Consider the following 25,983-nt stretch of genomic DNA (forward strand, 5'->3'; position numbering starts at 1 on the left):
GATGGATACGCGTTGCCGGGCCGCAGAGCCGACGAGCACCGCCCGCCACACGAAACCGACGCCAGAAGAGGAGTGCCTGCATGGCCAACGACTACGACAGTCAGCTCATCGAGTCTGTGGTGGTCCGGCGCAACCGGCTGACCTCTGCGCTGTTGTACGGCGGGAATCCGAACCAGCGCCGCTGGATGGATAGCTTGAGGCTGTTCCTGTTCAGCATTGCATTGGCCGCACTCATCGCCGCAATCTGCGTGGGCTACTCCTTCGTCAGCAACTTGCTGGCCGAACAGCGGCAGAAGCAGCAGGAACGCTCGGCCTCGGCCTGGGTGCAGCTGCATGAAGATCCCCAGCACGGGGCGCTGCCCCTCGAAAACCTACGTCCTGGAGCCTGACCGATGCCCCTCGCTTTTACCCGCGTCACGCTGATCGGCGAAAGCCGGCACCTGGATCTGCTGCTGCCGGCGGACCAGCCGGTAGGTACCCTGATGCCGCAGATCCTCGACCTGATGGCGGATTCACCGCGTGACGAGGTCGCGGCCAAGGTGCTGGTCCAGGCCTCCGGCGAACCTTTGGCCGACCAGCTGACCTTGTCCGACGCCGGTGTCAGCGACGGCGGCAAGCTCACCTTGTTCAACGCCTCCGATGCTCCGCCGCCCGCCGTCGTCTATGACGTCACGGATACGGTGGTCGAAGAAACAGAGGCGGTGGGCGGGCGCTGGGACGAGCGCTTCCGCCACCTAATGGCGGGTGCCTTCGCAGCACTGGGCAGCTGGGGCGCCGCGGAAATTCTGCTGGGCTCGTTCGCGGGCGGCAGCAGCTGGTGGATCCTGCTGGCGGTCGCCGTTGTCCTGCTGGCCGGGTCCGCTATGTTCGGGATGCAGCAGCGCAGGAACGTGGGACTGACGCTGGCTGGCACCGGCTGGCTCTTCGGGCTCGGCTCCGTCCTGCATCTGGACTTCGGTATTGAGCTGAAGCTGCTTGTTCTTGCGCTGCTCTCTACTGCGGCCTTTGCCGCCGTCGGGGCAGTGCTGGGCCGGTCCAAGGCCATGTTCGGTGCGGCGGGAACGCTGGCCGCCCTGACCGTTATCTGGGCCGCGTGCGGGTTTTTCTCCGGTGATCCGGTCCGGGCAGCAGCCATCTCCGGGGCCATCAGCATTGTGTTGTTGGGCCTGACGCCGAAGATCGCCCTGTCCGTCTCCGGCCTGGCCACCCTGGATGACCAGCGTTCCCAGGGTGGCTCCATCCGGCGTGCCGATGCGCTGGACGCCATCCGCGCCGCGCACCGGACCCTGGCGCTGGGCACTGTGCTGACGGCGCTGTCCATCGCCGCGGCGCTGTGGATCCTGGGCACGGACTCGGCCCAGCAGGCGTGGACGCTGCCGCTGCTGGCAGCACTGGTCCTCGCCGCAAGCCTGCGTGCGCGTTCCTTTCCGCTGGCCGCCGAGCGGGTCTCGCTCTACATCGCCGCCTCAGTGGGAGTCGCTGGGCTGGCGCTGTCCGCCCTGCGGCTGCTGAACGGCTCCGAATGGCTGGTGGGCCTGCTCCTGCTGGTGACGGCGCTGGCCATCGGATCTGTCCTCACGCTGAGCCTGCCGGCGCACACCGCCGCGCGCCTGCGGCTGGCCGGGAACAAGATCGAGACCATCGCCATCCTGGCCGCCGTGCCGCTGATCCTCGGGCTGTTCGGACTCTTCGCCCAGCTGCTGACCAGCTTCGGCTCATGAGTCCGGCGCGCACCGCGACCGCAGGCCGGCCCGCAACCCCAGCACGACCCCGCTCCTTGGGAAGGAAGCCCCAGTGACGTACGATCCGTGGACTCCCCAGCCGGCGCCGCAGACCCGGCGCGAAGCACAGGCCGCACACGCCACCGCAGAAAGCGGGTTCGGCGGCTTCGAAACCTCCACCGACACCTTCCGCCGCCGCCTGCGCACCCGCCAGGGACTGCCCGCCGGCGCCCGTGTTCTGCGCCAGCTCACCAGCCTCTTCCGCTCCGACGACTATCCGCAGCGGCTCAGCGCGGCCGCCGCCGGAGCTCAGGAATCGGTCACCACCGGCCGCCGCATCGCCGTCATCAGTTCGCGTGGCGGTGCCGGCAAAACAACGACGACGGCGCTGCTCGCCTCCGTGTTTGCCGCCATGCGCCAGGACTCTGTGGCCGCCGTGGACAACGATCCTGGGCTCGGCTCCCTGACGCTGCGTCTTGGCCTCGAACAGGCGCCGTCCGTCGACGAGCTGGCCTCCGCCGTCGTGAGTGGAACCCCTGCGAGCCATGCCGAGCTGGCCGGCCGGATGGGGGCTGCCGGGGCCAATCTTTACGCCACCGGCGTCCGGCTGTGGCAGCCGCGCGCGGAGTACCCGGCGCTGGGGAACGCCCTGACTGCCGTCAGCCGCTACTTCCCGATCACGCTGCTCGACTGTCCCACCGGCATCAGCCATCCGGACAGCGTGTGGGCCATCAAGTCCTCGCACGCCGTGGTGCAAGTGGTCCCGGCCACCGTGTCCGGGGTCAACGACGCGCTCAGCTACGCCCGGGCCTGGCGGCAGGATCCGGCCACCCACGCGCTGCCCTTGCTGACCGTAGTGACCAGCACCGATTCCGACGCCCCGCTGGACCCGGTCAAGGAGGCGGTCCGGCTCAGCCGCGAAGGCCTGGACGTGCTCGCCCTGCCCTACGACCGGCATCTGGCCGCCGGCGTCGAAATCGACCTTGGCCTGCTGGCACCGCAGACCCGGCTGGATGCCACCACGCTCGCATCCACGGCGCTGCACGCAGCCAACGGGAACCGGTGATATGAGCGTCAAACTGATCCACCGCCCGGCCCGGACCACACCGCCGGCGCGCACCGTGGAACCCTACGCCCTGGATGCGCCGCCGCCCGTGAACGAGGGCCGCAGCGGCATGAACATGATGTCGCTGGTGCCGCTGCTCGGTGCGGGCGCGTCCATGACGGTCATGATGCTCTTCCGGGGATCGTCCCTGGCCGCCGTCGGTGCCTTGATGATGATCGTGACCATCCTGGCTTCCATCGCCATGATGGTCAGCCAAAAAGGCAAGCAGGCCCGGCAGAGCCGCGACCAACGCGAGCACTACCTGGAGTATCTGGAGCGCGCGCGGACCGAGCTGCGCACCGATGAGCAGCGCGCCATCAAGGTGGCCCGCGTGAGCAGCCCCCCGCCGTCGGCCTTGTTCGACATCATCCGCAATCCCAAACGGATCTGGGAACGCCGCCGGCGCAACGAGGACTTCCTGGATGTGCGGATCGGCAGCGGCGAGCGGCGGAACCGGGAGATCAGGGTCAACGACTCCACTTCCGGTCTGCAGCAGACGGACCAGTTCATGACCACCGAACTGCAGATCCTGCGCCAGCGCTTCGAGGCCTCCCCCGAGCTGCCGCTGACCATTCCACTGGACTCGGCCGGGAACGTCAGCCTGGTCGGTTCACGCGAGTTCGCCCTGGCCGTCTGCCGGAACCTACTGGTAGAGGCCGCCGCGTTCCACTCCCCGGAGGATCTGCACATCGCCCTGTCCGTCCCGGAGGACCGGTACGACGACTGGGCCTGGGCTACGTGGCTGCCGCATCTGGCGGACCAGTCGCGGACGCACCGCACCGGACCCGTCCTCCGGCTGGCGCCCTCGCTCGATTCCCTCTCCGACCTGCTCAAGGACGACCTGCAGAACCGCTCCACCATCGCCGCCGAAGCGCGCAAGAACTATCTGAAGGCCGGCGTGGGCAACTCCATGCCGCGGCTGCTGATCATCGCCGACACCTACGGCGAGCCGCCGCAGGAACTGGCGCTGCCGGACAAGCTGTCCTCCCCCGGCCAGCTGGGCGCCACGGTCATCTACCTCACCGACGACCGCCGGCATGAACCCGGCGAGGTGAGCATCCGGATCAGCGAGACGCTCGCCGGCCCGCGCAGCTTCCTGAGCCAGAACTACCGCGAGGATCCGGTTGACCCGGTGATCGAGGAAGGGCTGCTGGACGAGCTGCCGCTGGCCACCGCGGAGTCGCTGGCCCGCGAACTGGCGCCGATGCGGCTCTCGGCGGACTCGCTTGAGCACAACAGCGCCGAGAGTTCCGTAGGTTACCTGGAGATGCTGGGCCTCTCCCCCCGGCTGGACGCCGCGGACATCCGCAGGCTGTGGCAGCCTCGCAGCGAGATCGACTTCCTGCGGGTCCCGCTCGGTCCGGATGACCGGGGCAAGCCCACCATGCTTGACCTGAAGGAATCCGCCCAGTTCGGCATGGGCCCGCACGGTTTGTGCGTGGGGGCTACGGGTTCGGGCAAGTCGGAGATGTTGCGCAGCCTGGTGCTCGGGCTGCTGGCCACCCACTCCCCCGATGTGCTGGCGATGGTGCTGGTGGACTTCAAGGGCGGCGCCACCTTCGCCCCGTTCGAGGGTGCCCCGCAGGTCACCGGCATCATCACCAACCTTTCGGATGACCTGACGCTGATCGAGCGCGTCTACGCCAGCCTGAACGGCGAAATCCTCCGTCGGCAGGAACTGCTCAAGGCCGCCGGCAACATCGCCAACATCACCGACTACCAGCTGCACCGCCAGGAACGGCTGGCCCGGGGCGAAGAAATGGACCCGCTGCCGCATCTTGTGGTCATTATCGACGAGTTCGGCGAACTGCTGACCGCGCGGCCGGACTTCATCGAACTGTTTCTCTCCATCGGCCGCATCGGCCGGTCCATCGGCGTGCACCTGCTGCTGAGCAGCCAGCGGATCGAGGGCGGCAAGCTGCGCGGCCTGGACACCTACCTCTCCTACCGGATCGGCCTGCGCACCCTCTCCGAATCCGAGTCCCGCACGGTGCTGGATACCCCGGATGCCTTCCATCTGCCACCGGTCCCCGGTTTCGGCTACCTGAAGGTGGACACCACCACCTACACACGGTTCAAATCGGGCTATGTTTCCGGCCCCGTAGAGGTGGAGGAACCGGAAGAGGAACAGGAAGAGTCCGAGGAGCTGGTGCTGGCTGTCCCGCGCTACGCCGCCGTTCTCGAAGACGCCGCAGCAGGTGCGGCCGGCAGCAAGCCGGCAAAGTCGGGGCTGCGGACCAAGGCCTCGCAGCGGACCACCGGGCCCACCGTCATGTCCACGCTGATGGAAACCCTGCGCACTTTCCCGCGCTCGGTCCAGCCCATCTGGCTGCCGCCGCTGCCGAAGGGCATCGCGCTGGACACCGCGGCCGGCTCCGTCGCCGCCACCAGCCAGGGCATCCGGCTGGCCAAGGGCGGCAACCTGCGTGTCCCCATCGGCCTGCTGGATGATCCGGCCAAGCAGTGGCAGGGCCTGTGGGAACTGGACCTGAACAATGCCGGCGGCAACGCCATCATTGTCGGCGGTCCCCAGTCGGGCAAGAGCACGGCCCTGCGGACCATTGTCTGCAGCCTGGCCCTCACGCACAGCCCCTCCGAGGTGGGCATCTACGCCGTCGATCTTCTGGGCAGCGGCCTGTTGCCGCTGGAGGGACTGCCGCACGTGGGCGGCGTGGCGGTGCGCACCAACCGCGAAGTGGTGCGCCGCACCATCGAGGAGATCGCGGCCATGCTGGATGCCCGCGAGCAGTTGTTCGAGCGGTACCAGATCGATTCGCTGCAGACGCTGCGCCGGATGTGCGCCCAAGGCATGATTCCGGAACTCGCCAGCGCGGACATCGTGCTGGTGCTGGACGGCTACGGCCAGCTCAGCGACGAGTTCGACGACGTCGAAAAGAAGGTCCACTCAATCATCTCCCGCGGCGGCGGCTACGGCATCCACACAATTGTGACCTCCACCCGCACCAACGAGGTCCGCATTGCCCAGCAGAGCTTCTTCGGCAACCGGATCGAACTGCGCCTGGGCGATCCGGCGGAATCAAACTTCGGCCGCAAACTCGCCGAATCCATCAGCGCGGACCGGCCGGGCCGCGGCCTGATGGAGCAGAAGCTCATCGGCCACATCGCCCTGCCCCGGATCGACTCCGAGCCGGATCCTGACACCGCGGTCCAGGGCATGCGGGACCTGGTTGCCGCCGTCGCGGCCTCCACCAATGACCGGGCCATGCAGGTCCGCGTCCTGCCGCCGCTGGTCGGGGCGGAAACGGCCGTCACCCCGGCGCGGCCTGGCCGTGTCCCGCTGGGCCTGCGCGAGACGGATCTGGGCACCGAGCACCTGGACATGCACGTCAAGGACCGGCACCTGGTGGTCCTCGGCGACGACGGCGCCGGCAAGACCAACGTCATGCGCTCGGTGATCCGGCGGTTGGCCGAGCAGCATACGCCGGACAACCTGGTCTTCGCGGTCTTCGACCCCCGGCGCGGCCTCGCCGACGAGGTGCCCGAGGAGTACCTGGGCGGCTATGCCACCAGCCCCGCGCTGGCCGAACAGCTGGCCGGGGCCGTGGCATCGGAACTGGACAAACGCGTCAATGCAAACAACGACGGCGGTGCCAACAACGGCGGGAATCCTCCGCGCGTTGTGCTCATCATCGACGACTACGACATTCTCACTGCGGGCGGATCCTCCCCCTTGAGCCGGCTGACACCGTACCTGCCACTGGGCCCGGAGATCGGCCTGCACGCGGTGCTCTCGCGCCGGGTGCGCGGGGCCAGCCGCGGCATGTACGAGGCCTTCTTTATGTCGCTGCGCGATTCGGGCAGCACCGGCCTCCTGATGTCGGGCGACCGTGGCGAGGGCGCGCTGCTCAACGGCATTCGCGCCCGGGCGCTGCCGCCAGGCCGGGCGCAGCTGGTGCAGTCGGGCAAGCCCGTGAACACCGTCCAGCTCTACTACAACGCAACGGAGGCCGACACCGATGAGCAGTGACTGGACCGTCATCAGCCTGCGGGAACCGGACCAGCGCACCGTGGTCGAGGCCATGGTCGCCACCGTGCCGGAACTCAATGTCAGGGAAACCGCGGAGAACTCCCTGCTGGAACTCTTCACCGACGACGGCGAGGTCGAGCTGGTGCTCGAGCTGCCGCGCCTGGTCCGGGTCCCGCAGGAGGTGCAGCGGCTGCTCGCCGGAGCGGAAGTCTCCGCGGTGCCCGGCGTCCGGGTGCCGGCCGTCTTCACCCCCGGTACCGGAGATCCCGCCGCCGAACCGCTCTGGTGGCAGGACGTCCACGTCCGCGGCGGGCTTCCCGAAGCCACGGCCAGGGCGGACGCCCTCTGCCATGCCCTCGCCCGCCGGTGCGAGGGCGCCGTCGTCGTTCCCGGGCAGGTGCAGCCGTGAGCCACGCCTCCGCTTTCGATTTCAGCAGCCCCGCCACGGGCGTCCTTTTCCAGGACAAACCCGTCACCTACCTCTCGCCCTGGATCGCCAAGTCGCATGCGGCCGCCCAGGAAGACGGACGGCGCTTCGCCGTGCTGACACCGGGTACTGCCGCGATCAGCCTGCCCTTGAGCATGCTGCTCTCGGAGCCGGGCTGCCAATGGTTGGCCACCAGTGCGGACGGCACGTTCTATGACGGCTTCACCGGCCGGGTCCACACCTGGAACGGCGAGGTTTTCGAACCGCTCGACGAACTCGCCGAGGACTTCCTGCTGACCCCGCGCACGCCCGGCGGCCTGCTCCATGTCCGGGCCGAGACTATGCACCCGGCGAGCCTGGGCACCCGCATCGGGGACTTCACCGCGCAGCTGTTCACCGAACTCACCGGCCACCCGCCCGTCGGATGGGGCCGTGCCGAACCGGTCAGCGAACCCTGGGACACCGCAGCGATCACGGCCCACTGCTATGACCGGGCACCGGAAACCTCGGTGCTGGCCGCCGTGGGGCAGCCGCGGGTGGGGACGGCGGCAGCTGCGATCGCCGTCGTTACGGTGGAACGATCCGCGGCCGGGGTGCACGAAAGCGTGGAACTCCTGGCGGAAAGCGCGGATCCGCTGGACCCGGACCAGCTGGACGCCTTTGCCGCGCGGATGCACCGCAGCCACGCCCGCACCGCCGTCCTGGGCCATGCCGTGGGCTTCAGCAATCTTGCCCGCCCGGCGCGTTTCACCGGGATGTCCGTTCCGGCCTGTGCGTTCTTCGGCTCCGAGACGCTGCGGGACTACGGCGCACAGCAGGCGCTGGCAGCCGCGGGGCCGCGCGCTCGGCTGATCGGGGTTCCGCCGGTGGAGTCCCTGGCCGTGAACTACGCGCAGGAACCTGCCCCCGGCGGGAAACACCCGCTTGAGGCCTGGGCAGAACTCACGGGCAAACTTTCCGGCCAGCTGCCCGGCTGAGGCCACCGCCGCATGAGCCCACCAGACGATGGGTTGGAATACCGAGCCTGCCGGTGATGTTATGGGCTCTGTGTCAACTAACGACGGCGATCCCGCCTCCCCTCCCCGCCAGCAGCTAACTGCCGTCGCCCCGGATCTGGACGCCGCGGCGGAGACGGATGCAGTAGGAGCCGGCACCAAAGGCAGGAAACCGCGCAGCGAACACAGCACGGGCCTGCTCTTCGGGCTGGCTGCTTACGGGCTGTGGGGCATCCTGCCGCTCTACTTCGCCATCCTGGAACCGGCCGGTCCGCTGGAGATCGTGGCCAACCGGGTAGTCTGGTCGCTGTTGTTCTGCGTGCTGCTGATGACGGCCATGCGCAGCTGGCGCCCGTTCAAGGCCGCACTGACGGACAAGCGCACCCTGGGCACGCTTTCGCTGGCAGCCGCGCTCATCGCTGTCAACTGGCTGACCTACACCGTCGCCGTACTCAGCGAACGTACGGTGGAGGCCTCGCTCGGCTACTTCATCAACCCGCTGATTTCCGTCCTGCTTGGGGTGCTCATCCTGAAGGAACGGCTCCGGCGGACCCAATGGGTGGCCCTGGCCGTGGCGTTCATCGCCGTCCTGGTGCTGGCTTTCGGTTACGGCAACGTGCCCTGGCTGTCGCTGGTCCTGGCCTTCAGCTTCGGCTTCTACGGTCTGGTCAAGAAGAACGTCGGTACCAAGGTGGACGCCGTCTCAAGCCTGAGCGTGGAGACCTTGGTGCTGACTCCCCTCGCCGGGGCAGTGATGGCGGTGCTCATGGTCCAGGGGCAGGCAACCCTGCTCGACAACGGGCCCGGGCACTTCTGGTTGATGGCAGCCGGCGGACTCATCACGGCACTGCCCTTGCTGTTCTTCGGAGCTGCGGCCCGGCGCCTGCCGCTGAGCATGGTGGGCATGCTGCAGTATCTGGCCCCGTTGATCCAGTTCATCATCGCGTTGGCCGTCTTCAACGAGCCGATGCCGCTGGAACGGTGGATCGGGTTCGGCCTGATCTGGCTGTCCCTGATCATCCTGACCACGGACATGTTCGCTTCCTACCGCAAGCTGTCTCAACCCGTTGCCGCCTGAACCGGTCAAACGTGGCCGGGCGCATCCAGCCCGTGAACGCCTTCGCGCGGGACCACGACCATAGGCACTGGCAGCGCCCGTAGCACCTTCAGCGCCGTGCTGCCCAGGAACAGCCGGTTGTGCTGGGCGAGCCGGCTGGAACCGATGATCACGAGTTCGCCGTCGTCCCAGTCCAGGCTGTCGATGGCCTCTTCAATGCTTCGTCCGTGCGCCACCGTGACGGTTGCGGTTCCGTCCAGCGCGGTGGTGGCGGCTTCCGCCAGCACCGAATTGGCATGCAGATGCGCCTGGTGGATCGCCTCGCCGGAGTCCGAGCGTTCCTGCGTGTCCAGTGCCACGAGCGAGACCAGCCGCAGCGGCAGGCCACGGCGGCCCGCGGCCCGCAGTGCCACATCCCGTGCCATCTGCGCGCCCTGCCGCTCGCCAATGAAGGCCGTGAGCCGGGTCAGCGGCCCCTTCCGCTGGTAGCCGCGCGGCGCAAGGGCCACAGGCACCGGTGAGGCGTGCAGCAAGGCGTTCGCAACGCTGCCTACCGAGAACCGCTTGAACAACCCGTTGGAAGCGGCACCGATGACGATCAGCGCTGCCGACTGCGCAGTGGCCGTTTCGATCAGGCCTTCGGCGAAAGAATCCGAGTCCACCACCCGGAATTCGGCGTCGATATCCGAAGGCACCAGTTTCAGCGCTTCGCGGCGCGCGGTCAGGACCTCCTGTTCGCCGGCGCTGATGCGCTTGCCCTGCGGATTGACGGCTACATAGGGCGCGTTCTCCGGCACAACGTAGACGATGTCCAGCCCGGTCCCCTGCGCCCGCGCAATGGCTACCGCCAGCGCGATGGCATCGGCTCCCCGGTCATCCGGCTGGTACCCCACGACATATCGCATCCGTTCCACCCTCCACCGCCGCGGCGGTTACCGCATGAGCATTATGAGGCGACTCTACCGTGAGGCAGGACACATTTCACCAGCCGGTTTCCGGAAGCGCCGAGGGGACAGTGCCCGGCGAAGGCCGGATCCTGTCCCCTCGGATAAATACGCTGGACCGTCAGGCAGCGGCTGCGCGGATGGCACCTTCGAGCACGTCGAGGGCATCCGACAGCAGGTCGTCGCCGATGACCAGCGGCGGCAGGAGACGGACCACGTTGCCGTAGGTGCCGCAGGTCAGGATGATGACGCCTTCCTTCAGGCAGGCGGCGGAAATCGCCTTGGTCGCCTCGGCGTTCGGATCCTTGGTGGTGCCGGCGGTACCCGGCTGCACGAATTCCAGCGCCAGCATGGCTCCGCGGCCACGCACCTCGCCGATGATATCCACCTCGGCCGCCAGCTTCTCCAGCCGGGCCCGCACCTGGGACTCGATCGAGCGGGCCCGGGCGTTCAGGTCCTGCTCCTTCATGGTTTCGATGGCGGCCAGCGCGGCGGCGCAGGCCACGGGGTTGCCGCCGTAGGTGCCGCCCAGTCCGCCGGCGTGGACAGCGTCCATCAGCTCCGCGCGCCCGGTGATCGCGGACAGCGGCATGCCGCCGGCGATGCCCTTGGCCATGGTGATGATGTCCGGCACAATGCCCTCGTGGTCGGAGGCGAACCATTCACCGGTGCGGCAGAAGCCGGCCTGGACCTCGTCCGCGATGAAGACCACGCCCTTGTCCTTGGCCCATGCGGCCAGGGCCGGCAGAAAGCCCTCGGCCGGGACGATGAAGCCGCCCTCGCCCTGGATCGGCTCGATCAGGATCGCGGCGACGTTTTCGGCGCCGATCTGCTTCTCGATCATGGTGATCGCGCGGCGGGCCGCGTCCTCGCCCTTGATGTCGGCTTCCTCGCGGAACGGGTAGCTCATCGGCACGCGGTAGATTTCCGGTGCAAACGGGCCGAAGCTGCCGGCAGGGCTGGACTTGTACGGCATGGCCTTCGCCGTCAGCCCCATGGTGAGGTTGGTGCGGCCATGATAGGCGTGGTCAAAGGCGACGACGGCGGTGCGCCCGGTAGCGATGCGTGCCACCTTGACGGCGTTTTCAACGGCTTCGGCGCCGGAGTTGAACAGCACGGTACGCTTGTCGTGGTCGCCCGGGGTCAGCTCGTTCAGCTGCTCGGCAACCGCAATGTAACCCTCGTACGGGCTGACCATGAAGCAGGTGTGGGTGAAGTGCTCCACCTGTTCCTTGACCGCGCCGACGACGGCGGGATCGGACGCACCGACACTGGTCACGGCGATACCCGAGCCCAGGTCGATGAAGGAGTTGCCGTCGACGTCCTGGACGATACCGCCGTCGGCGTCGGCCACGTAGACCGGCACGCTGGAGGCGACGCCGCCGGCGACAACCTTCGCACGGCGGGCTGCGAGTTCAACGGACTTGGGTCCGGGGAAGTCGCCGAGGATTTTGCGCTTCTGCTCGAGCCGGAACTGGGGCTCGGTAGCCTGAGTGGTCATTTCTTTGCCTTTCAACTGGTTCAGGTACGTAGGTTTGTTTGGTGCTTAAGCGTCCAGGGCGCTCATGACGTGCTTGATGCGGGTGTAGTCTTCGACGCCGTACATGGACAGGTCCTTGCCGTAGCCGGACTGCTTGAATCCGCCGTGCGGCATCTCTGCCGTGAGCAGGATGTGGGTGTTGATCCAGACAGCGCCGAAGTCCAGGTCGCGGGAGACGCGCATGGCCGTGCCATGGTCGCGGGTCCAGACACTGGAGGCCAAGGCGTATTCGACGTCGTTGGCCATCTCCACGGCCTCGGCCTCCGTACCGAACTTCTGCACGGTAATGACGGGGCCGAAGGTTTCCTGCTGCACAATAGCGTCCGTCTGCTTCGCCCCGGTGACGATGGTCGCTTCGTAGAAGAACCCCTTGTCGCCTGCACGCTTGCCGCCGACGGCGACCGTGCAGTGTTCCGGTAGCGCGTCCATGACGGCGTTCACGGCATTGAAGTGGTTGATGTTGTTCAGCGGCCCGAAGTAGTTCTCGGCGTCATTGCCGGAGCCGGTCCGGAGCGTCCTGGTGTGATCGACCATCGCGTTGACCAGATCGTCGTGGGCGGATTCCTCCACCAGCACGCGCGTAATGGCGGTGCAGTCCTGGCCGGCGTTGAAGAAGGCGAACTCGGCGATGGACGCGGCGCTCTTCTTGATGTCGGCGTCGGCGAAGACAATGGCCGGAGCCTTGCCGCCCAGTTCCAGGTGTGCGCGCTTCAGGCCCTTGGCTGCTCCGCTGGCCACGGCGATTCCCGCGCGGACGGAGCCCGTGATGGAGACCAGGCCCGGCGTCTTGTGTTCCACCATGGCAGCGCCGGTGCCGCCGTTGCCGAGCACCACGTTGACGACGCCGGCCGGGAAGATGTCCTTGATCAGCCGGGCCAGCACCAAGGTGGATTCCGGTGTCGTGTCGGAAGGCTTGAGCACCACGGTGTTCCCGGCGGCCAGGGCGGGGCCGATCTTCCAGACGGCCATCAGCAGCGGGTAGTTCCACGGCGCCACCTGCGCAACCACGCCGATCGGTTCCCGGCGCACAAAGGACGTGTGCCCTTCCATGTATTCGCCGGCGGACTTGCCTTCGAGCAGGCGTGCGGCTCCGCCGAAGAAGCGCAGCTGGTCGGCACCGGCAGCCACCTCTTCGGAGGCAATCATTTCCCTGACCTGGCCGGTGTTGCGGTGCTGCGCCTCGACCAGTTCCTCGCTGTGGGCTTCCAGCGCGTCCGCGAGCTTGAGCAGGAGCAACTGGCGCTGGCTGGGCGTGGCGTGCTTCCAGGTCTTGAACGCCGCCGCGGCCGCAGCCATCGCATCATCGACGTCGGATTCAACCGAGACCGGGGACTGGGCTACCACTTCGCCGTTGGTCGGGTTGATGATGTCGAGCAGCTCGGTTCCGGCGGGAGTGACGAATTCGCCGTTGATGAAGTTCTGCAGGGTCTGAACCACGGTTTACATCCCTTTTCTGGCCTCAGGCCGTAACGCGCATAACCGTTCCGCGGCTGTGATTGCCGCAACACTGCGACAATATGCCCCCGGCCCGGCCCCCAGCCATAGCTTCCTGCACACGGACCGGCGCTGCCGTTCGTGCACTTGTCCAGCCAGCCATGTACTCCGGACGCGTCGATGCCCCGCTGCGCAGGCAACGGGGCATCGACAGAAGGAAGGAACGGGCATCAGAGCTCCGGTGCGTGCTCCTCGGGCATTCGAGTGTCGTCTTCCGGGTGCCGCTGGAGGTTGACCAGCGCGAGGCCAAGGCCTCCCCAAACAGTCAGGATGGAAATGATCAGCATGACGATGGCCGCGGTGCTCATTTGCTTACCTCTTTCTTATTCGGCGCATCCAGCACAGGATCGTTGGCCGCGGATTTGCTGCTCCACGGAATGAGGGACAGGACCAGGGCAACCACGATCAGCGCCACCACCATGCCCCAGCCAAAGACGCCCACAAACCACGTTGGCATCTCCCCGTAGCCTTCCTGGATTTTCTTGATCAGTTCGCTGATCAGGATGTAGCCCAGGACGATCGGCGACAGGATGCCCACAAGGATCCGCCAGCCAAGCCCGAGCTTGATCGAGGACACGTCGCTGACGTGCCCGCCCAGCAGCGGCAGCTTCCGGAAGGCGTACGTCAGCAGCAGCACCGTGACCAACGCACACGCCATGATGCCGAAGTTGTTGACGAAGGCGTCCGTGACATCCAGGAGATTCAGTCCGGTGGTGGTCGGGAACAGCAGGATCGAGATCAGTGCCAGCGGGATACCGACGATCCACGTGGTCTTCACCCGTCCCATGCCCAGCTTGTCCTGCACAGCCGAGATGATCACCTCGATGATGCTGATCAGCGAGGTGAAGCCGGCGAAGACCAGCGATCCGAAGAAGAGGACGCCGAGCAGCGCGCCCAGCGGGGCCTCGGAGATGATGGTCGGGAAGGCGATGAAGGCCAGGCCGATGCCGCCGGCTCCGGCGACATCGCCAACCTCTGCGCCCGCGGTGAAGGCCATGAAACCGACGGCGGCAAAGACGCCGATGCCGGCCAGGATCTCGAAACCGGAGTTAGCGAAGGCCACCACAAAGCCCGAGCCGGTCAGGTCCGTCTTGCGCTTGAGGTAGGACGCGTACGTGACCATGATGCCGAAGGCCACGGACAGCGAGAAGAAGATCTGGCCATAGGCCGCCGCCCAGACTCCGGTGTTTGTCAGCGCACCCCAATCCGGGGTGAACAGAGCGTCCAGCCCGTCGGCCGCACCAGGCAGGAACAGCGACTGGACCACCAGGATCAGGAACATTACCAACAGCAGCGGAAGGAAGATGATGTTGGCCCGGCCGATGCCTTTCTGGACGCCGGCCGCCAGGACCAGCAGCACCAAGGCCCAGACAATGACCAGCGGAATGAGCACATTGGGCACGAAGTCGAAGCCGATGTTGACGTTCTCGCTGACCTCAAGGAATTCCCCGAGGAAGAACCCCTGCGGATCATCACCCCAGGCCTCGGTGAACGAGAAGATCATGTACATGCCGGCCCACGCGATGATCACCGCGTAGTAGATGGAAATGATGAAGCAGATGGCGACCTGCCACCAGCCGAGTCCTTCGGCTTTCGGCGTCAGGCGCCGGTAAGCCAGCGGCGCGGAGCCCCGGTGGCGGTGCCCCACTGCATAATCGAGGAACAGCAGCGGGATGCCGGCCGTCAGAAGTGCAACCAGATACGGGATGATGAACGCCCCGCCGCCGTTCTCATAGGCGACGTAGGGAAAGCGCCAGATATTGCCCAGGCCGACGGCGGAACCGATGGCGGCGAGAATGAAGACTTTACGGGTGGACCACATCTCGCGCGGCGGCTTGGCCGGCGGCGCCCCTTTCGGGTGCGGCAGATTGCTCATGCTAGGACCTCTTAACGATTGCAAAATGACTGATTTCGCCCATCATAGACCCGGCCCCATGCGCGAGGAACAGCACCCCGCTGGTCAACGCACAAACCGTTATCCCTGTCAGCTCTGAAAGTCTTCGTTTTTCCCGTCGCGCAGTCAAGCTCTTGTAGTGCAGCTGCACAATGAATACCCGTATAGTGACCCTATGGCTGTATCCCTCGCCAGTCTTCTGGCCAAGAAGTCCCTGCACCTGCGCGTCGTGGGGAAGGCGACCGGCAATCCCGATGCTGCCATCACCTGGGTGGCGACTACCGAATTGGAAGACCCGCTGCCGTTCCTCAGCGGCGGCGAGGTGGTGCTGACAACCGGGCTGCGCCAGAAGACCGCTGCCGCGCAACGGCGCTTCGTCGCGCGTGTCCACGAGGCCGGTGTCGTTGCCATCGGCTTCGCCTTGGGCCTCTCGCACAGCAAAGTTCCGCCGGCGTTTCTGAACCAGGCGGACGAACTGAACCTGCCGGTGTTCGAAATCCCGTACGAAACGCCGTTCGTCGCGATCAGCCGGATGGTGGCCGATGCGATCTCGGCCGACCACTACCGCAAACTTGAGCGGCTGCTCTCCGACCATCAGGCCCTCTCGGCCTCGCTGCTGGGGGGTGGCGGCCTGCCGGCGCTGTTGCGCACCCTGGCCGGAATGGTGGGTACCGACGTCGAACTTTCGCAGTATGGGGCCGTCCTCTTCAGCACCGGAGCCGGCACCACCGGCAGCTGGAACAAGGTGCCCATTGCCACCGGCCTGAAGGACCGGTGCACGCTCGCGTTGGCGGAGCCGTACGAACGCAATGCCATCATCGACTATGCGCAGAGCATGATCAGCCTGGAACTGAGCAACCAGGCCAAGCACCGGACGGCCCAGCGCAATGCCGCCGGACAGATCCTGCAGGATATTGTCCGCGGCACCCTGCACGGCCAGGATGCGACCCTGAGGCTGAACACCATCGGCGTCGACACCGCACGGCGCCAGCTGGTCATGCTGGTCCAGACCGCCACCGGGCAGCGCCCCGCCCTGCGGACCTTGCCGCTGCCCGCCGCCTTCGAAGGGACCGCTACCGGACTCGTCGATGACCGGCTGGTCCTGGTGGTCCAGGACGCCGAGTCCGGCGAGCGGCTCGGCGAGGAACTCAGCAGTTATCTGTACGACGCCGGCCTCACCGCCACCGTGGGCGTGGGCGGCAGTTATGCCCAGCCCAACGGCCTGCGCTGGAGCTACTTCGAGGCGAAGGAAGCCCTCACCCACGGTGCGCGCCTGAACGTGCCGCAGCGGCTGTCGCTGACCTCGCTGCTGATGGCCTCCGAAGACGTGCCGCTGGCCGACCTCGCCGCCGAGGCGCTGGATCCGCTGTCCGAGTTCGACGCGGCCCACGATGCCCAGCTGATGTCCACGCTGGAAACCTATCTGGAACTGAACGGTTCCGTGGCCGCGGTCGCCGAGACTCTCGGGTTACACCGCAACTCCGTGCGGTACCGGCTGGCCCAGATCATCGAGCTGACCGGTTACGACCCGGCGTCCACGGCGGACCGGGTCCATCTCTGGCTGGCCCTGACCGTGCGCCGGCTCGCGGCCGAGTCCGGTTCCTCCTAGCTGCGGTCCGTGCCGGCTGCTGCGGCCACTCCCCCGACTGCGACGGCCTCCTCTGATCGCGAGATCCGGACCATGTCCTCCCGCGGGACTACCTTGACCCGTTCGCGCGCCACCGGGCCCGATTCCGTTGCTTCGGCGCCCAGCGCCCGCTCGTGCGCGTCCAGCGCCAGCCAGCCGTCCCACGTGGTGTACTCCACCCCGCGGTCCCCGAGCAGTTCCAGGATCGCGGCTTCGTCCGGCTGTGGGGCAGCGGGCAATCCGGTCCGGTCCGCCAGCAGGTGGGTGACGGTCTCCAGCGCGTCGCCCTTGGTGTGTCCGATCAGGCCCACCGGGCCGCGCTTGATCCAGCCGGTGGCATACAGCCCCGGTACCTGATTCCCGTCAGCATCCAGCACTTTGCCGCCGTCGTTCGGGACCACACCGCGCTGGTGGTCGAATTCGATGTCGGGCAGCGCGGATCCGAAGTAGCCCACCGCCCGGTACACGGCCTGGACGGGATAGTCGATGAACTCTCCGGTGCCGCGCACGTTGCCGCTGCCGTCGAGCTCGGTGCGCTCGAAACGGATGCCCGCGGTCCGGCCCGCCGCTTCCCCGCTGCCCCCGATGATTTCCACCGGCGTGTGCAGGAAATGCAGGTGCAGCCGGCGTGAGGCTCCGGTGTCCTGCTCCTCCACGAGCCAGTTGGTCAGCGTGTTGACCATGGTCTTGGTCTGGTTGTTGGAGCGGATTTGCTCGTCCGAGCCTTCGTCAAAGTCAAAGTCCTCCGGATACAGCACGATGTCCACATCCTTGGAGTGGGACAGCTCGCGCAGCTCCAGCGGGGTGAACTTCACCTGCGCCGGACCGCGTCGCCCGAACACGTGGACGTCGGTAACGGGCGAATTCTTCAGGCCCCGGTAAACGTTGTCCGGGATCTCGGTGGCCAGCAGGTCATCGGCATGCTTGGACAGCACGCGGGCAACATCGAGGGCCACGTTGCCGTTGCCGATCACCGCGATTTCCTTGGCCTCCAGCGGCCACTCGCGGGGCACGTCCGGGTGGCCGTCGTACCAGGAAACGAAGTCCGCCCCGCCAAAGGAGCCCTCAAGTTCGACGCCGGGGATGTTCAGATCCGCGTCCTTAATGGCCCCGGTGGCGAAGATGACGGCATCGTAGTGTTCGCGCAGGTCGGCCAGGGACAGATCGGTACCGTAGTCTACGTTGCCGAAGAACCGGATGTCGCCGCGGTCCAGCACCTTGTGCAGCGCGGTCACTATCCCCTTGATACGTGGATGATCCGGCGCAACGCCGTAGCGGATCAGGCCGTACGGGGCCGGGTAGCGGTCGAACAGGTCGATGCTGACCCGCACCGCGCCGGAGGCCACCTCTTCGCTTTTCGTCAGGATATCGGCGGCATAAACACCGGCAGGACCGGAACCAACGACGGCGACGCGAAGCGGCCTGGCGCCGTCGGACTGAGGAGCCAGTGCAGCCTCCGGCTCGGATGACTTTCCTGCGCCTGACTGGGGCGAGGCAAGGGGGGACGTGGTCATTGGTGTGTTCCTTTCGGGGAATTCAGGTCAGTGGGAAGAGAGGTTGTGGAGGGCGAGCCTTACAGGACTCATGCCTCGCCGGACTTCAGCAGTCCCCGGCCGCGCAGCAGCCTGCGCTCCACGGGGGCAAAAACCAGCAGCTCGATAACGATGCCGATGGCCAGGATCAGCAGGATAGCCGACACGACGATGGCCATATCGGAAAGGTCCCGGCCCTGCTGAAGCAATGAGCCCAGGCCGAAGCCCATGGACCCGCCGACGGTGATGATTTCGGCGGCCATCAGCGAGCGCCAGGAGAAGGCCCAGCCCTGTTTGAGTCCGCCGATGTAGCCGGGCAGCGCGGCCGGGAGGATGATCCGGGTTGCCTGCTGCCAGCGGTTGGCGCCGAGGACATGCCCTACCCGCAGGAACTGCGGCGGCACCTGGTCGACACCGGATATCAGCCCGTTGATGATCGAGGGCACGGCGCCCATGAGCACCACGAAGTACACCGTGGCATCGGTCAGGCCGAACCAGATGATGGCCGCGGGAACCCAGGCCACGGAGGGCAGGACCTGCAGCCCGGAGATGAGCGGACCGAAGGCTGCGCGCAGCCCCTTGTGCTGGGACAGCAGCAGGCCGGCCGGGGTGGCAATCACCGCTGCGATCAGGAATCCGAGCACGCCGCGTTCGAGACTGGTGAGGATGGTCTCCTGCGCCGCGCCGTCGCCCCACAAAGAGCCCAGCGCCGCGGCCACGTCGGCCGGGCCGGGCAGGATGTCCGGGCGCGGCTGCACAATCCAGATGTACATTTGCCACACGTAGACGATGGCGGCGAGCGCGAACACGGGCAGCAGCGCCTTGCCGATGGCCGGCCTGACTCTGGACCTGCCCGGTGGCTCGGCCTGCAGCGCATCCAGCCCGGCTTCGAGCTGGCCGACGTCGTCGCCGGAGTCTGTTTCAAGCCGCATGACGGCGGATCTCCCGTCGCAGCACAGTGGTGATCTCGCCGGACAGCTCGGCCCGATCCCGGGCGTCCAGCCCTTCGGAGACGCTCCATTCGGCGACGATACGGCCGGGGCGGGAGGACATCAGCAGCACCCGCTGCCCCAGTCTGACCGCTTCACGGACATTGTGCGTGATGAAGATGATGGTCCGCCCGGTCCGGCGCCAGACCCGTTCAAGTTCGTCATGCAGCAGGTCCCGGGTGATGGCATCCAGGGCAGCGAACGGCTCGTCCATCAGCAGCAGCTCACGGGACTGGGCCAGCGACCTGGCGAGGGCCACCCGCTGGCGCATGCCGCCGGACAGCTCGTGCGGACGCTTTTTCCCGGCACCCCCGAGGTGGACCAGCTCCAGCAGTTCCCCGGCCTGTTCCGTCCGCTCCTGCCGTCCCACCCCGCGCAGTTCCAGCGCCAGCTCGACGTTGGCCTGCGCCGACAGCCAGGGGAACAGCGAGGCGTCTTGGAACATAAACGCCGCTTCCGGAGCTTTCAGCTCTCCTGCCGTGGGTTCTTCCAGTCCGGCCACCAGGTTCAGCAGCGTGGACTTGCCGCAGCCCGAGGCGCCGAGCAGCGCAACGAACTCGCCTCGCTCCACGCTCAGATTGACGTTGTCCAGCACCAGCGGGGCGTCCGGGCCGAAGCGTTTGGACAGGCCGCTGATTTCCAGCTGGGCGGCGGCGCGTTGCAGCACGGTGTTTTGAGAAGTCATGGTCCTTGCTCCTTGCCCAAGCCGGCGGCAGGAATGGCAGGCCTGTCTTCCTGCGTCCGGAGACCGTTAAGGATGGACAGATCGAGGATGGTGCTGATGTCAGCCTGCTCGGTGGTGCCGGCCGTGACGCCGTCCTCCAGCAGCTGGGCCAGTACGGCGGCATGGGGATCCACGGTGAACGTGATGTTCGCCAGCGAGCGCCGGACCACCTCGTCGGTGAGCGGCAGGCCATGGGCGCCTTCGAGCCCAGCGTTGATGGCTTCGGCCACCGCGGCCGGATCTGCGGCCAACGTCTCGTTGAGCCAGTCCACGGACCGCTGTTCGCCGGCGATCAGCGCCTTGACCTGCCCGGGGTGCCGGTTCAGGAAGTCGGTGCTCACAATCAGCAGCGTGGTGGTGAACTGGCCCTCCGGCCACAGGTCCCGTTCATCGACCAGCACCTTCGCGCCGGCCTCGAGCACAAGCCGCGAGGCCCACGGTTCCGGTACCCACGCGCCGTCGATCTGTCCGTCCTTGAACAGCTGCAGAGTGCGGGCATTCTCCGTCGGGTTGATGGCTGCGCCCGTCTGGCCGTCCGCGGCAATGGCAATCCCCTGTTCCTTCAGCCAGACCCGCAGGGCAACATCCTGCGTCCCGCCAAGCTGCGGCGTGGTCAGCGTGGCCCCGTGCAGGTCTTCGGGGTTGTCGATTCCTTGGCGCACCACCAGTTGGGCGCCGCCGGAACTCGCCCCCGAGACGATCCGCAGGGACCGTCCCTCGCTCTGGACATAGGAGTTGATGGCCGGATTGGGTCCGATGAAGGCGGCATCGATGGCGCCGGCGTTCAACGCCTCCACGGCGGCCGGACCGGCGTTGAAGACCTGCGTGGACAGAGCAGTCCCGCCGAGCTCCTCGGCGAAGAACCCCTTGTCCAAACTGATCAGCGCCGGTGCATGGGTCACGTTGGCGAAGTAGCCGAGCCGCAGTTCCTGCGCATCGCTCACCGGGACCGCGGCCTCGGGACTACCGCTGCGGTTGGCAGCGCTCGAAGCCGCGACCGCTCCGGCAACAATCGCGACGGCCAGCCCGACGGCGAGCAGGACTTCGGACGTGCGGTTGGAGAGCAGGAGCCCTTTCTTCCGGGTCCGTTTAGCCGCCACGGGGCTCCCCCTCCCCGTCCGGAACCCCGCTGGCGATGCCGGCAGCGAGCGTGTTGCCGTCCACGGGGTCGATCACCAGGAAGGCCCCGGTCCGGCGGTGCCGTTCGTAGTCTTCAACGGGCAGCGCCGAGGCCAGCCGGATCTGCACGGTCCCGATATCGTTGAGCCCAAGGTCCGCCGCCGGCCCTTCGGAGAAGCTGGCCAGATCCAGCCAGCCCTTGATGGAGCGGACGAGCCCCTGCACGGTCCTGCTGCCGTGCTTGATCAGGACCTTGGCACCTTCACGCAGCGGCTTGGGCGAGAGCCAGCACAGCGAGGCGTGCAGGTCCTGGCTTGCCTCCGCGAAGGTGCCGGCTTCCACCAGCAGGTCGCCGCGGCTGATATCGATATCGTCACTGAGCCGCAGCACCACTGACTGCGGCGCGGAGGCCTGCGGCAGGGAGGTGCCGGCGAAGTCGATGCCGGCCACCGACGTCGTTATTTGGGTCCCGGCGGCGGAGCCGAGCACGGTAACGCTGTCGCCGACACGGACCACACCGGAGGCCAGCTGCCCGGCGTAACCGCGGTAGTCGCGGAAGGGCTCGGGGTCCAGGCCCGGCGCCAGCGCCCCCTGCGGCCGGATGACCGACTGCACGGGGAACCGGAACGCCTCGAATTCGTTCTCGAGCTCGTCCACCGCGGGCAGCGTTTCCAGCACCTCGAGCAGCGCCGGCCCCGTGTACCAGGGTGTGCGCGCGGATAGCTCGACGACGTTATCGCCTTCCAGCGCGGAGACCGGCACAACGCGCACGTCGGGCAGCCCAAGCTCCGCGGCCGCACGCAGCAACTGTTCCTCCACATCCCGGAACACAGCCTCGCTGAACCCCACCAGGTCGATCTTGTTGACCGCGGCGACAATGTGCGGCACGCGCAGCAGCCGGGCCACGGCCAGATGCCGCCGGGTCTGTTCCAGCACGCCCTTGCGGGCGTCGATAAGTACGACGACGGCATCCGCCGTGGACGCGCCGGTCACCGTGTTTTTGGTGTACTGCACATGGCCCGGGCAGTCGGCCAGGATGAAGCTGCGCTTCTCGGTGGCGAAGTAGCGGTAGGCGACGTCGATGGTGATGCCCTGTTCCCGCTCGGCGCGCAGGCCGTCGGTCAGCAGGGCCAAGTCGATCTGCTGGCCCTGCCCTTCGCCGGAAGCGGATCCGCCGAAGCCGCGCTCGACGCTGGTGCGGGTGACTGCCTCGAGCTGGTCCGCGAGGATCGATTTGCTGTCATGCAGCAGCCGGCCCACCAGCGTGGACTTGCCGTCGTCGACGGAACCTGCCGTGGCGAACCTGAACAGCGTGGCGGTCTGGAAGTCGGTGATGGTCATTAAAAGTACCCGTCCTTCTTGCGGTCTTCCATGGCGGCCTCGGAGATGCGGTCATCGGCCCGGGTGGCGCCACGTTCGGTCAGGGTGGAGGCCGCGACTTCGATGACGACGTCGTGCGCGGTGGCGGCGACTGATTCCACGGCGCCAGTGCAGGACATGTCCCCTACCGTCCGGTAGCGCACCGTCCTGGTCAGGACTTCCTCGCCGTCCCGGGGCTGCGACACTTCGCCGACCGCCCGCCACATGCCGTCCCGCCGGAACACTTCGCGTTCATGGGCGTAATAGAGGCCCGGCAGCTCGATGCCTTCGCGCTCGATGTAGCGCCAGACGTCCAGCTCGGTCCAGTTGGAGATGGGGAAGGCGCGGACGTGCTGGCCCACGGTGTGCCGGCCGTTGTAGAGGTTCCACAGTTCGGGGCGCTGGTTGCGCGGGTCCCACTGGCCGAACTCGTCGCGCAGGCTCAGGATCCGTTCCTTCGCCCGCGCCTTGTCCTCGTCCCGCCGTCCGCCGCCGAAGACCGCGTCGAACCGGTGGCGCGAAATCGCGTCCAGCAGGGGTACCGTCTGCAGCGGGTTGCGGGTGCCGTCAGCCCGCTCGGAGAGGTCGCCGCGGTCGATAAACTCCTGCACGCTGCCCACCACCAGGCGGAGGCCCAACCTTTCCACCGTCCGGTCGCGGAATTCGAGCACCTCGGGGAAGTTGTGGCCGGTGTCCACGTGCAGCACCGGGAACGGCACCTTGCCGGGCCAGAAGGCCTTGGTGGCCAGGTGCAGCATCAGCACGGAATCCTTGCCGCCCGAGAACAGCAGGGCCGGCCGCTCAAACTCGGCGACCACCTCGCGGATGATGTGGATGGCCTCGGATTCCAGCGCGTCCAGCGAGGACAGCCCTGTGCGCGTGCCGGTGGGCAAACGGTCTTCGGTCAGGTAAGCGGTGTTCATTGGTGGATCCCACATTCCGTCTTGGCAAGGCCGGCCCAGCGGCCGGCACGGGGGTCTTCGCCCGGGGCAACCGGGCGGGTGCAGGGCTTGCATCCGATGGACGGATAGCCGTTGGACAGCAGCAGGTTCACCGGCACGCCGTTCCGGCCGGCGTACTCCAGCAGATCATCGAAACTCCAACCGGCCAGCGGGTTGACCTTGACCAGGGCATGCACGCTGTCCCAAGTGATCAACTCGGTGTTGGTCCGGGTAGGTGCCTCATCGCGGCGGACGCCGGTGAACCAGACGCCGTAACCGGACAGGGCCCTTTTCAGCGGGCGCATCTTGCGCAGCTCGCAGCACAAGGCCGCGTCGCGCGAGAACAGGTCCGTGCCGAGGCTGCGGTCCTGCTCGGCCACCGTCTGCTCCGGCAGCACGTCCACCACGTTGACGTTCAGCGAGCGCGCTACTTCGTCGCGCGTGGCCTGGGTTTCCGGGAAGTGGTAGCCGGTCTCCAGGAACAGGACATCGACGCCGGGCAACTGCTGCGCGACCAGATGCGGCAGCACCGCATCGGCCATCGAACAGGCGACGGCGGCCTCAGGCGTGCCGAAGTTGCGCGCCACCCAGGCGACAACCTCGGGTGCCGGAGCGTCCCACCCCAGTTCGGCCGCCCCGGCGTCGGCCAGCGTGCGCAGCTGTTCCTCGCTCCGGAGACGGGATGACGATGGCGTGGTTGCCGGCGTTGATAGGGCGGTCGTGGTTGGACGTGCGGTCATTTCAGTGCTCCTTCCTCGGCGCGGTGCGCCCATTGCGCGAAGGTCTCGCCGTCGTGCTTTGCGGCGGTGTACTGCCGGATGAGCCGCTCCACGTAGTCGACCAGACCATCGGCAGTGACCTTCAGTCCACGGACCGTCCGGCCCAGGCCCGGTTCCGCGCGGTCCACGGCGGCCAGTCCCCCGCCGAGGTGGACCTGGAAGCCCGGGGTCTGCCCGCCGTTGCCGTCCGGTAGCAGCTGGCCCTTGAGCCCGATGTCGGCCGTCTGGATCCTGGCGCACGAGTTCGGGCAGCCGTTGATGTTCAGGCTCAGCTGCTGCGGCAACTCCCCGCTATCCGCGAGGTCCTTGAGCCGGGTTTCCAGCTCGGTGATCGCCGCGGCGGCGGTGGTCTTGGTGTCCACGATGGCGAGCTTGCAGAATTCAATCCCGGTGCAGGCGATAGTGCCGCGGCGGAACAGCGAAGGTGCAGCGCTAAGGCCCAGCCCGTCGAGTTCTGCCGTCAGCTCCGCCACGTGTTCCTCCGCGATGTCCAGCAGCACCAGTTTCTGGTGAGGTGTGGTCCGCAGCCGGTAAGAACCCTTGGCCTCCAGCAGGTCGGCCAGCTGCACCAGGGTGTTGCCGGAAACGCGGCCCACTACGGGGGTGACACCGACGTAGAACCGGCCGTCTTTCTGCCGGTGCACGCCGACATGGTCCCCGGGCGAGGTGGGCTTGGGCGCGGCCGGGCCGTCCGGCAGCGGGGCGGAGAGGTACTCCTCCTCCAGGACGGCGCGGAACTTCTCCGGCCCCCAGTCGGCCAGCAGGTATTTCAGCCGCGCCTTGTTGCGCAGCCGCCGGTAGCCGTAGTCCCGGAAGATACTGGTGACGCCGACCCATGCTTCGGCCGTCCGCTCCGGCGGGACGAATACGCCCAGGCGTTCAGCCAGCCGTGGATTCGTGGACAGCCCGCCGCCTACCCAGAGATCGTAACCGGGGCCGAACTCGGGGTGCACCACACCCACCAGTGCGAAGTCGTTGATCTCGTGGACCACGTCCTGGCTCGGATGCCCGGTGATGGCGGTCTTGTATTTGCGCGGCAGGTTGGCGAAGGACTCGTCCCCGATGTAGCGCTCGGAGATTTCCCGGATGGCCGGCGTCGGGTCGATGATTTCGTCCGCCGCGATGCCCGCCACGGGGGAACCGAGGATGACGCGCGGCACGTCGCCGCAGGCCTCGGTGGTGGAGAGTCCGGCCGCCTCCAGCCGGTTCCAGATTTCCGGCACGTCCTCCACCCGGATCCAGTGCAGCTGGATGTTCTGCCGGTCGGTCAGGTCCGCCGTGTCCCGGGCGAACTGCGAGGAGATGCGGCCGATCACCCGCAGCTGTTCGGTGGTCAGCGCCCCGCCGTCGATGCGTACGCGGAGCATGAAGTACTTGTCTTCGAGCTCGTGCGGTTCCAGTGTGGCGGTCTTGCCGCCGTCGATCCCGGGCCGGCGCTGGGTGTACAGCCCCCACCAGCGGAACCGGCCGTGCAGGTCCGTGGCCTCGATGGAGTCGAAGCCGCGCTTGGCGTAAATCTGTTCAATCCGCTGGCGGACATTGAGCCCGCCGTCCTGCTGCTTCCATTCCTCGTTGCCGTTCAGCGGCTCGGTTCCGTCGACCTTCCATTGGCCGTGCGGCTTGGTGGGCGGACGGGACGGCCTGCCTGTTCTGGTGTCAGCGGATGCTGCTGGTGCGCTCATAGTGGACGAGCGTACGGAGACGCTGGAGCGGCGACAATGCCGCCCGAAACATCCGGTCACGGCCTG

21 protein-coding genes are annotated in these 25,983 nt (G+C 67.3%); 8 read left to right on the plus strand and 13 right to left on the minus strand.

What is annotated here, in order from left to right:
- Positions 1–80 precede the first annotated feature (80 nt).
- The 7 genes from B0G38_RS06820 (at position 81) to rarD (ending at position 9,314) form a co-directional block, all read left to right on the plus strand.
- Complete coding sequence (locus B0G38_RS06820; RefSeq protein ID WP_264668728.1) at positions 81–389, plus strand: hypothetical protein; 309 nt, start codon at positions 81–83, stop codon at positions 387–389.
- A gap of 3 nt (positions 390–392) precedes the next feature.
- Entirely contained in the window at positions 393–1,721 is a 1,329-nt protein-coding gene (gene eccD, locus B0G38_RS06825) for a type VII secretion integral membrane protein EccD (protein ID WP_264668729.1), read from the plus strand.
- Between the two features lie 73 nt (positions 1,722–1,794).
- Positions 1,795–2,787 carry a ParA family protein gene (locus tag B0G38_RS06830; RefSeq protein WP_264668730.1) on the plus strand — a complete coding sequence of 331 codons (993 nt, stop codon included), beginning with the start codon at positions 1,795–1,797 and terminating at the stop codon, positions 2,785–2,787.
- A gap of 1 nt (position 2,788) precedes the next feature.
- Entirely contained in the window at positions 2,789–6,814 is a 4,026-nt protein-coding gene (gene eccCa / locus B0G38_RS06835; protein ID WP_264668731.1) for a type VII secretion protein EccCa, read from the plus strand.
- A complete protein-coding gene (locus B0G38_RS06840; protein WP_264668732.1) occupies positions 6,804–7,223 on the plus strand; it encodes a hypothetical protein in 420 nt (139 codons plus the stop codon). The genes eccCa and B0G38_RS06840 overlap by 11 nt, the downstream gene beginning before the upstream one ends.
- Complete coding sequence (locus tag B0G38_RS06845) at positions 7,220–8,218, plus strand: DUF6177 family protein (protein ID WP_264668733.1); 999 nt, start codon at positions 7,220–7,222, stop codon at positions 8,216–8,218. The genes B0G38_RS06840 and B0G38_RS06845 overlap by 4 nt, the downstream gene beginning before the upstream one ends.
- Before the next feature lie 61 nt (positions 8,219–8,279).
- Positions 8,280–9,314 (plus strand): EamA family transporter RarD, encoded by a 1,035-nt coding sequence (gene rarD, locus B0G38_RS06850; protein WP_264668734.1) that lies wholly within the window; start codon positions 8,280–8,282, stop codon positions 9,312–9,314.
- A 5-nt stretch (positions 9,315–9,319) separates the two neighbouring features.
- On the opposite strand, the gene B0G38_RS06855 is transcribed toward rarD, so the two are convergent.
- The 5 genes from B0G38_RS06855 to B0G38_RS06875 all read right to left on the minus strand — a co-directional run bounded on the left by B0G38_RS06855 (position 9,320) and on the right by B0G38_RS06875 (position 15,147).
- Positions 9,320–10,198 (minus strand): universal stress protein, encoded by an 879-nt coding sequence (locus B0G38_RS06855; RefSeq protein WP_264668735.1) that lies wholly within the window; start codon positions 10,196–10,198, stop codon positions 9,320–9,322.
- 160 nt (positions 10,199–10,358) lie between these two features.
- A complete protein-coding gene (gene gabT, locus B0G38_RS06860) occupies positions 10,359–11,738 on the minus strand; it encodes a 4-aminobutyrate--2-oxoglutarate transaminase (RefSeq protein ID WP_169993402.1) in 1,380 nt (459 codons plus the stop codon).
- Between the two features lie 45 nt (positions 11,739–11,783).
- Positions 11,784–13,214, minus strand: coding sequence for an aminobutyraldehyde dehydrogenase (locus B0G38_RS06865; protein ID WP_264668736.1), 1,431 nt, complete (start codon positions 13,212–13,214; stop codon positions 11,784–11,786).
- A gap of 227 nt (positions 13,215–13,441) precedes the next feature.
- Complete coding sequence (locus B0G38_RS06870; RefSeq protein ID WP_169993406.1) at positions 13,442–13,579, minus strand: methionine/alanine import family NSS transporter small subunit; 138 nt, start codon at positions 13,577–13,579, stop codon at positions 13,442–13,444.
- Positions 13,576–15,147, minus strand: coding sequence for a sodium-dependent transporter (locus tag B0G38_RS06875; protein ID WP_264668737.1), 1,572 nt, complete (start codon positions 15,145–15,147; stop codon positions 13,576–13,578). Before B0G38_RS06875 ends, B0G38_RS06870 begins: the two co-directional genes overlap by 4 nt.
- Before the next feature lie 193 nt (positions 15,148–15,340).
- On the opposite strand from B0G38_RS06875, the gene B0G38_RS06880 reads away from it, so the two are divergent.
- Complete coding sequence (locus B0G38_RS06880) at positions 15,341–16,774, plus strand: PucR family transcriptional regulator (protein WP_264668738.1); 1,434 nt, start codon at positions 15,341–15,343, stop codon at positions 16,772–16,774.
- On the opposite strand, the gene B0G38_RS06885 is transcribed toward B0G38_RS06880, so the two are convergent.
- From B0G38_RS06885 to B0G38_RS06920, 8 genes are all read right to left on the minus strand, one after another.
- A complete protein-coding gene (locus tag B0G38_RS06885) occupies positions 16,771–18,306 on the minus strand; it encodes an FAD-dependent oxidoreductase (RefSeq protein ID WP_264668739.1) in 1,536 nt (511 codons plus the stop codon). The genes B0G38_RS06880 and B0G38_RS06885 overlap by 4 nt on opposite strands.
- 68 nt (positions 18,307–18,374) lie before the next feature.
- Positions 18,375–19,256 (minus strand): ABC transporter permease, encoded by an 882-nt coding sequence (locus B0G38_RS06890; RefSeq protein ID WP_264668740.1) that lies wholly within the window; start codon positions 19,254–19,256, stop codon positions 18,375–18,377.
- Positions 19,246–19,998 (minus strand): ABC transporter ATP-binding protein, encoded by a 753-nt coding sequence (locus tag B0G38_RS06895; RefSeq protein WP_264668741.1) that lies wholly within the window; start codon positions 19,996–19,998, stop codon positions 19,246–19,248. The genes B0G38_RS06890 and B0G38_RS06895 overlap by 11 nt, the downstream gene beginning before the upstream one ends.
- Complete coding sequence (locus tag B0G38_RS06900; RefSeq protein ID WP_264668742.1) at positions 19,995–21,137, minus strand: ABC transporter substrate-binding protein; 1,143 nt, start codon at positions 21,135–21,137, stop codon at positions 19,995–19,997. Before B0G38_RS06900 ends, B0G38_RS06895 begins: the two co-directional genes overlap by 4 nt.
- Complete coding sequence (locus tag B0G38_RS06905) at positions 21,127–22,497, minus strand: sulfate adenylyltransferase subunit 1 (protein WP_264668743.1); 1,371 nt, start codon at positions 22,495–22,497, stop codon at positions 21,127–21,129. Before B0G38_RS06905 ends, B0G38_RS06900 begins: the two co-directional genes overlap by 11 nt.
- Complete coding sequence (cysD, locus tag B0G38_RS06910) at positions 22,497–23,438, minus strand: sulfate adenylyltransferase subunit CysD (protein WP_264668744.1); 942 nt, start codon at positions 23,436–23,438, stop codon at positions 22,497–22,499. Before cysD ends, B0G38_RS06905 begins: the two co-directional genes overlap by 1 nt.
- On the minus strand, positions 23,435–24,196 hold the full coding sequence (locus B0G38_RS06915) for a phosphoadenylyl-sulfate reductase (RefSeq protein ID WP_264668745.1): 762 nt from the start codon (positions 24,194–24,196) through the stop codon (positions 23,435–23,437). Before B0G38_RS06915 ends, cysD begins: the two co-directional genes overlap by 4 nt.
- Positions 24,193–25,917 (minus strand): nitrite/sulfite reductase, encoded by a 1,725-nt coding sequence (locus B0G38_RS06920; RefSeq protein ID WP_264668746.1) that lies wholly within the window; start codon positions 25,915–25,917, stop codon positions 24,193–24,195. The genes B0G38_RS06915 and B0G38_RS06920 overlap by 4 nt, the downstream gene beginning before the upstream one ends.
- Between the last annotated feature and the right edge of the window lie 66 nt (positions 25,918–25,983).

This window comes from Crystallibacter permensis (assembly GCF_025960875.1).
Classification (GTDB): domain Bacteria; phylum Actinomycetota; class Actinomycetes; order Actinomycetales; family Micrococcaceae; genus Crystallibacter; species Crystallibacter permensis.

Bases quoted from the DNA above. Each gene is read 5' to 3' on its own strand.
- B0G38_RS06855 (WP_264668735.1), bottom strand. From the start codon at position 10,198: ATGCGATATGTCGTGGGGTACCAGCCGGATGACCGGGGAGCCGATGCC.
- rarD (WP_264668734.1), top strand. From the start codon at position 8,280: ATGGGCTCTGTGTCAACTAACGACGGCGATCCCGCCTCCCCTCCCCGC.
- B0G38_RS06885 (WP_264668739.1), bottom strand. From the start codon at position 18,306: ATGACCACGTCCCCCCTTGCCTCGCCCCAGTCAGGCGCAGGAAAGTCA.
- B0G38_RS06880 (WP_264668738.1), top strand. From the start codon at position 15,341: ATGGCTGTATCCCTCGCCAGTCTTCTGGCCAAGAAGTCCCTGCACCTG.
- B0G38_RS06895 (WP_264668741.1), bottom strand. From the start codon at position 19,998: ATGACTTCTCAAAACACCGTGCTGCAACGCGCCGCCGCCCAGCTGGAA.
- B0G38_RS06875 (WP_264668737.1), bottom strand. From the start codon at position 15,147: ATGAGCAATCTGCCGCACCCGAAAGGGGCGCCGCCGGCCAAGCCGCCG.
- B0G38_RS06915 (WP_264668745.1), bottom strand. From the start codon at position 24,196: ATGACCGCACGTCCAACCACGACCGCCCTATCAACGCCGGCAACCACG.
- B0G38_RS06920 (WP_264668746.1), bottom strand. From the start codon at position 25,917: ATGAGCGCACCAGCAGCATCCGCTGACACCAGAACAGGCAGGCCGTCC.
- eccCa (WP_264668731.1), top strand. From the start codon at position 2,789: ATGAGCGTCAAACTGATCCACCGCCCGGCCCGGACCACACCGCCGGCG.
- cysD (WP_264668744.1), bottom strand. From the start codon at position 23,438: ATGAACACCGCTTACCTGACCGAAGACCGTTTGCCCACCGGCACGCGC.
- B0G38_RS06890 (WP_264668740.1), bottom strand. From the start codon at position 19,256: ATGCGGCTTGAAACAGACTCCGGCGACGACGTCGGCCAGCTCGAAGCC.
- B0G38_RS06840 (WP_264668732.1), top strand. From the start codon at position 6,804: ATGAGCAGTGACTGGACCGTCATCAGCCTGCGGGAACCGGACCAGCGC.
- gabT (WP_169993402.1), bottom strand. From the start codon at position 11,738: ATGACCACTCAGGCTACCGAGCCCCAGTTCCGGCTCGAGCAGAAGCGC.
- B0G38_RS06870 (WP_169993406.1), bottom strand. From the start codon at position 13,579: ATGAGCACCGCGGCCATCGTCATGCTGATCATTTCCATCCTGACTGTT.
- B0G38_RS06820 (WP_264668728.1), top strand. From the start codon at position 81: ATGGCCAACGACTACGACAGTCAGCTCATCGAGTCTGTGGTGGTCCGG.
- B0G38_RS06905 (WP_264668743.1), bottom strand. From the start codon at position 22,497: ATGACCATCACCGACTTCCAGACCGCCACGCTGTTCAGGTTCGCCACG.
- eccD (WP_264668729.1), top strand. From the start codon at position 393: ATGCCCCTCGCTTTTACCCGCGTCACGCTGATCGGCGAAAGCCGGCAC.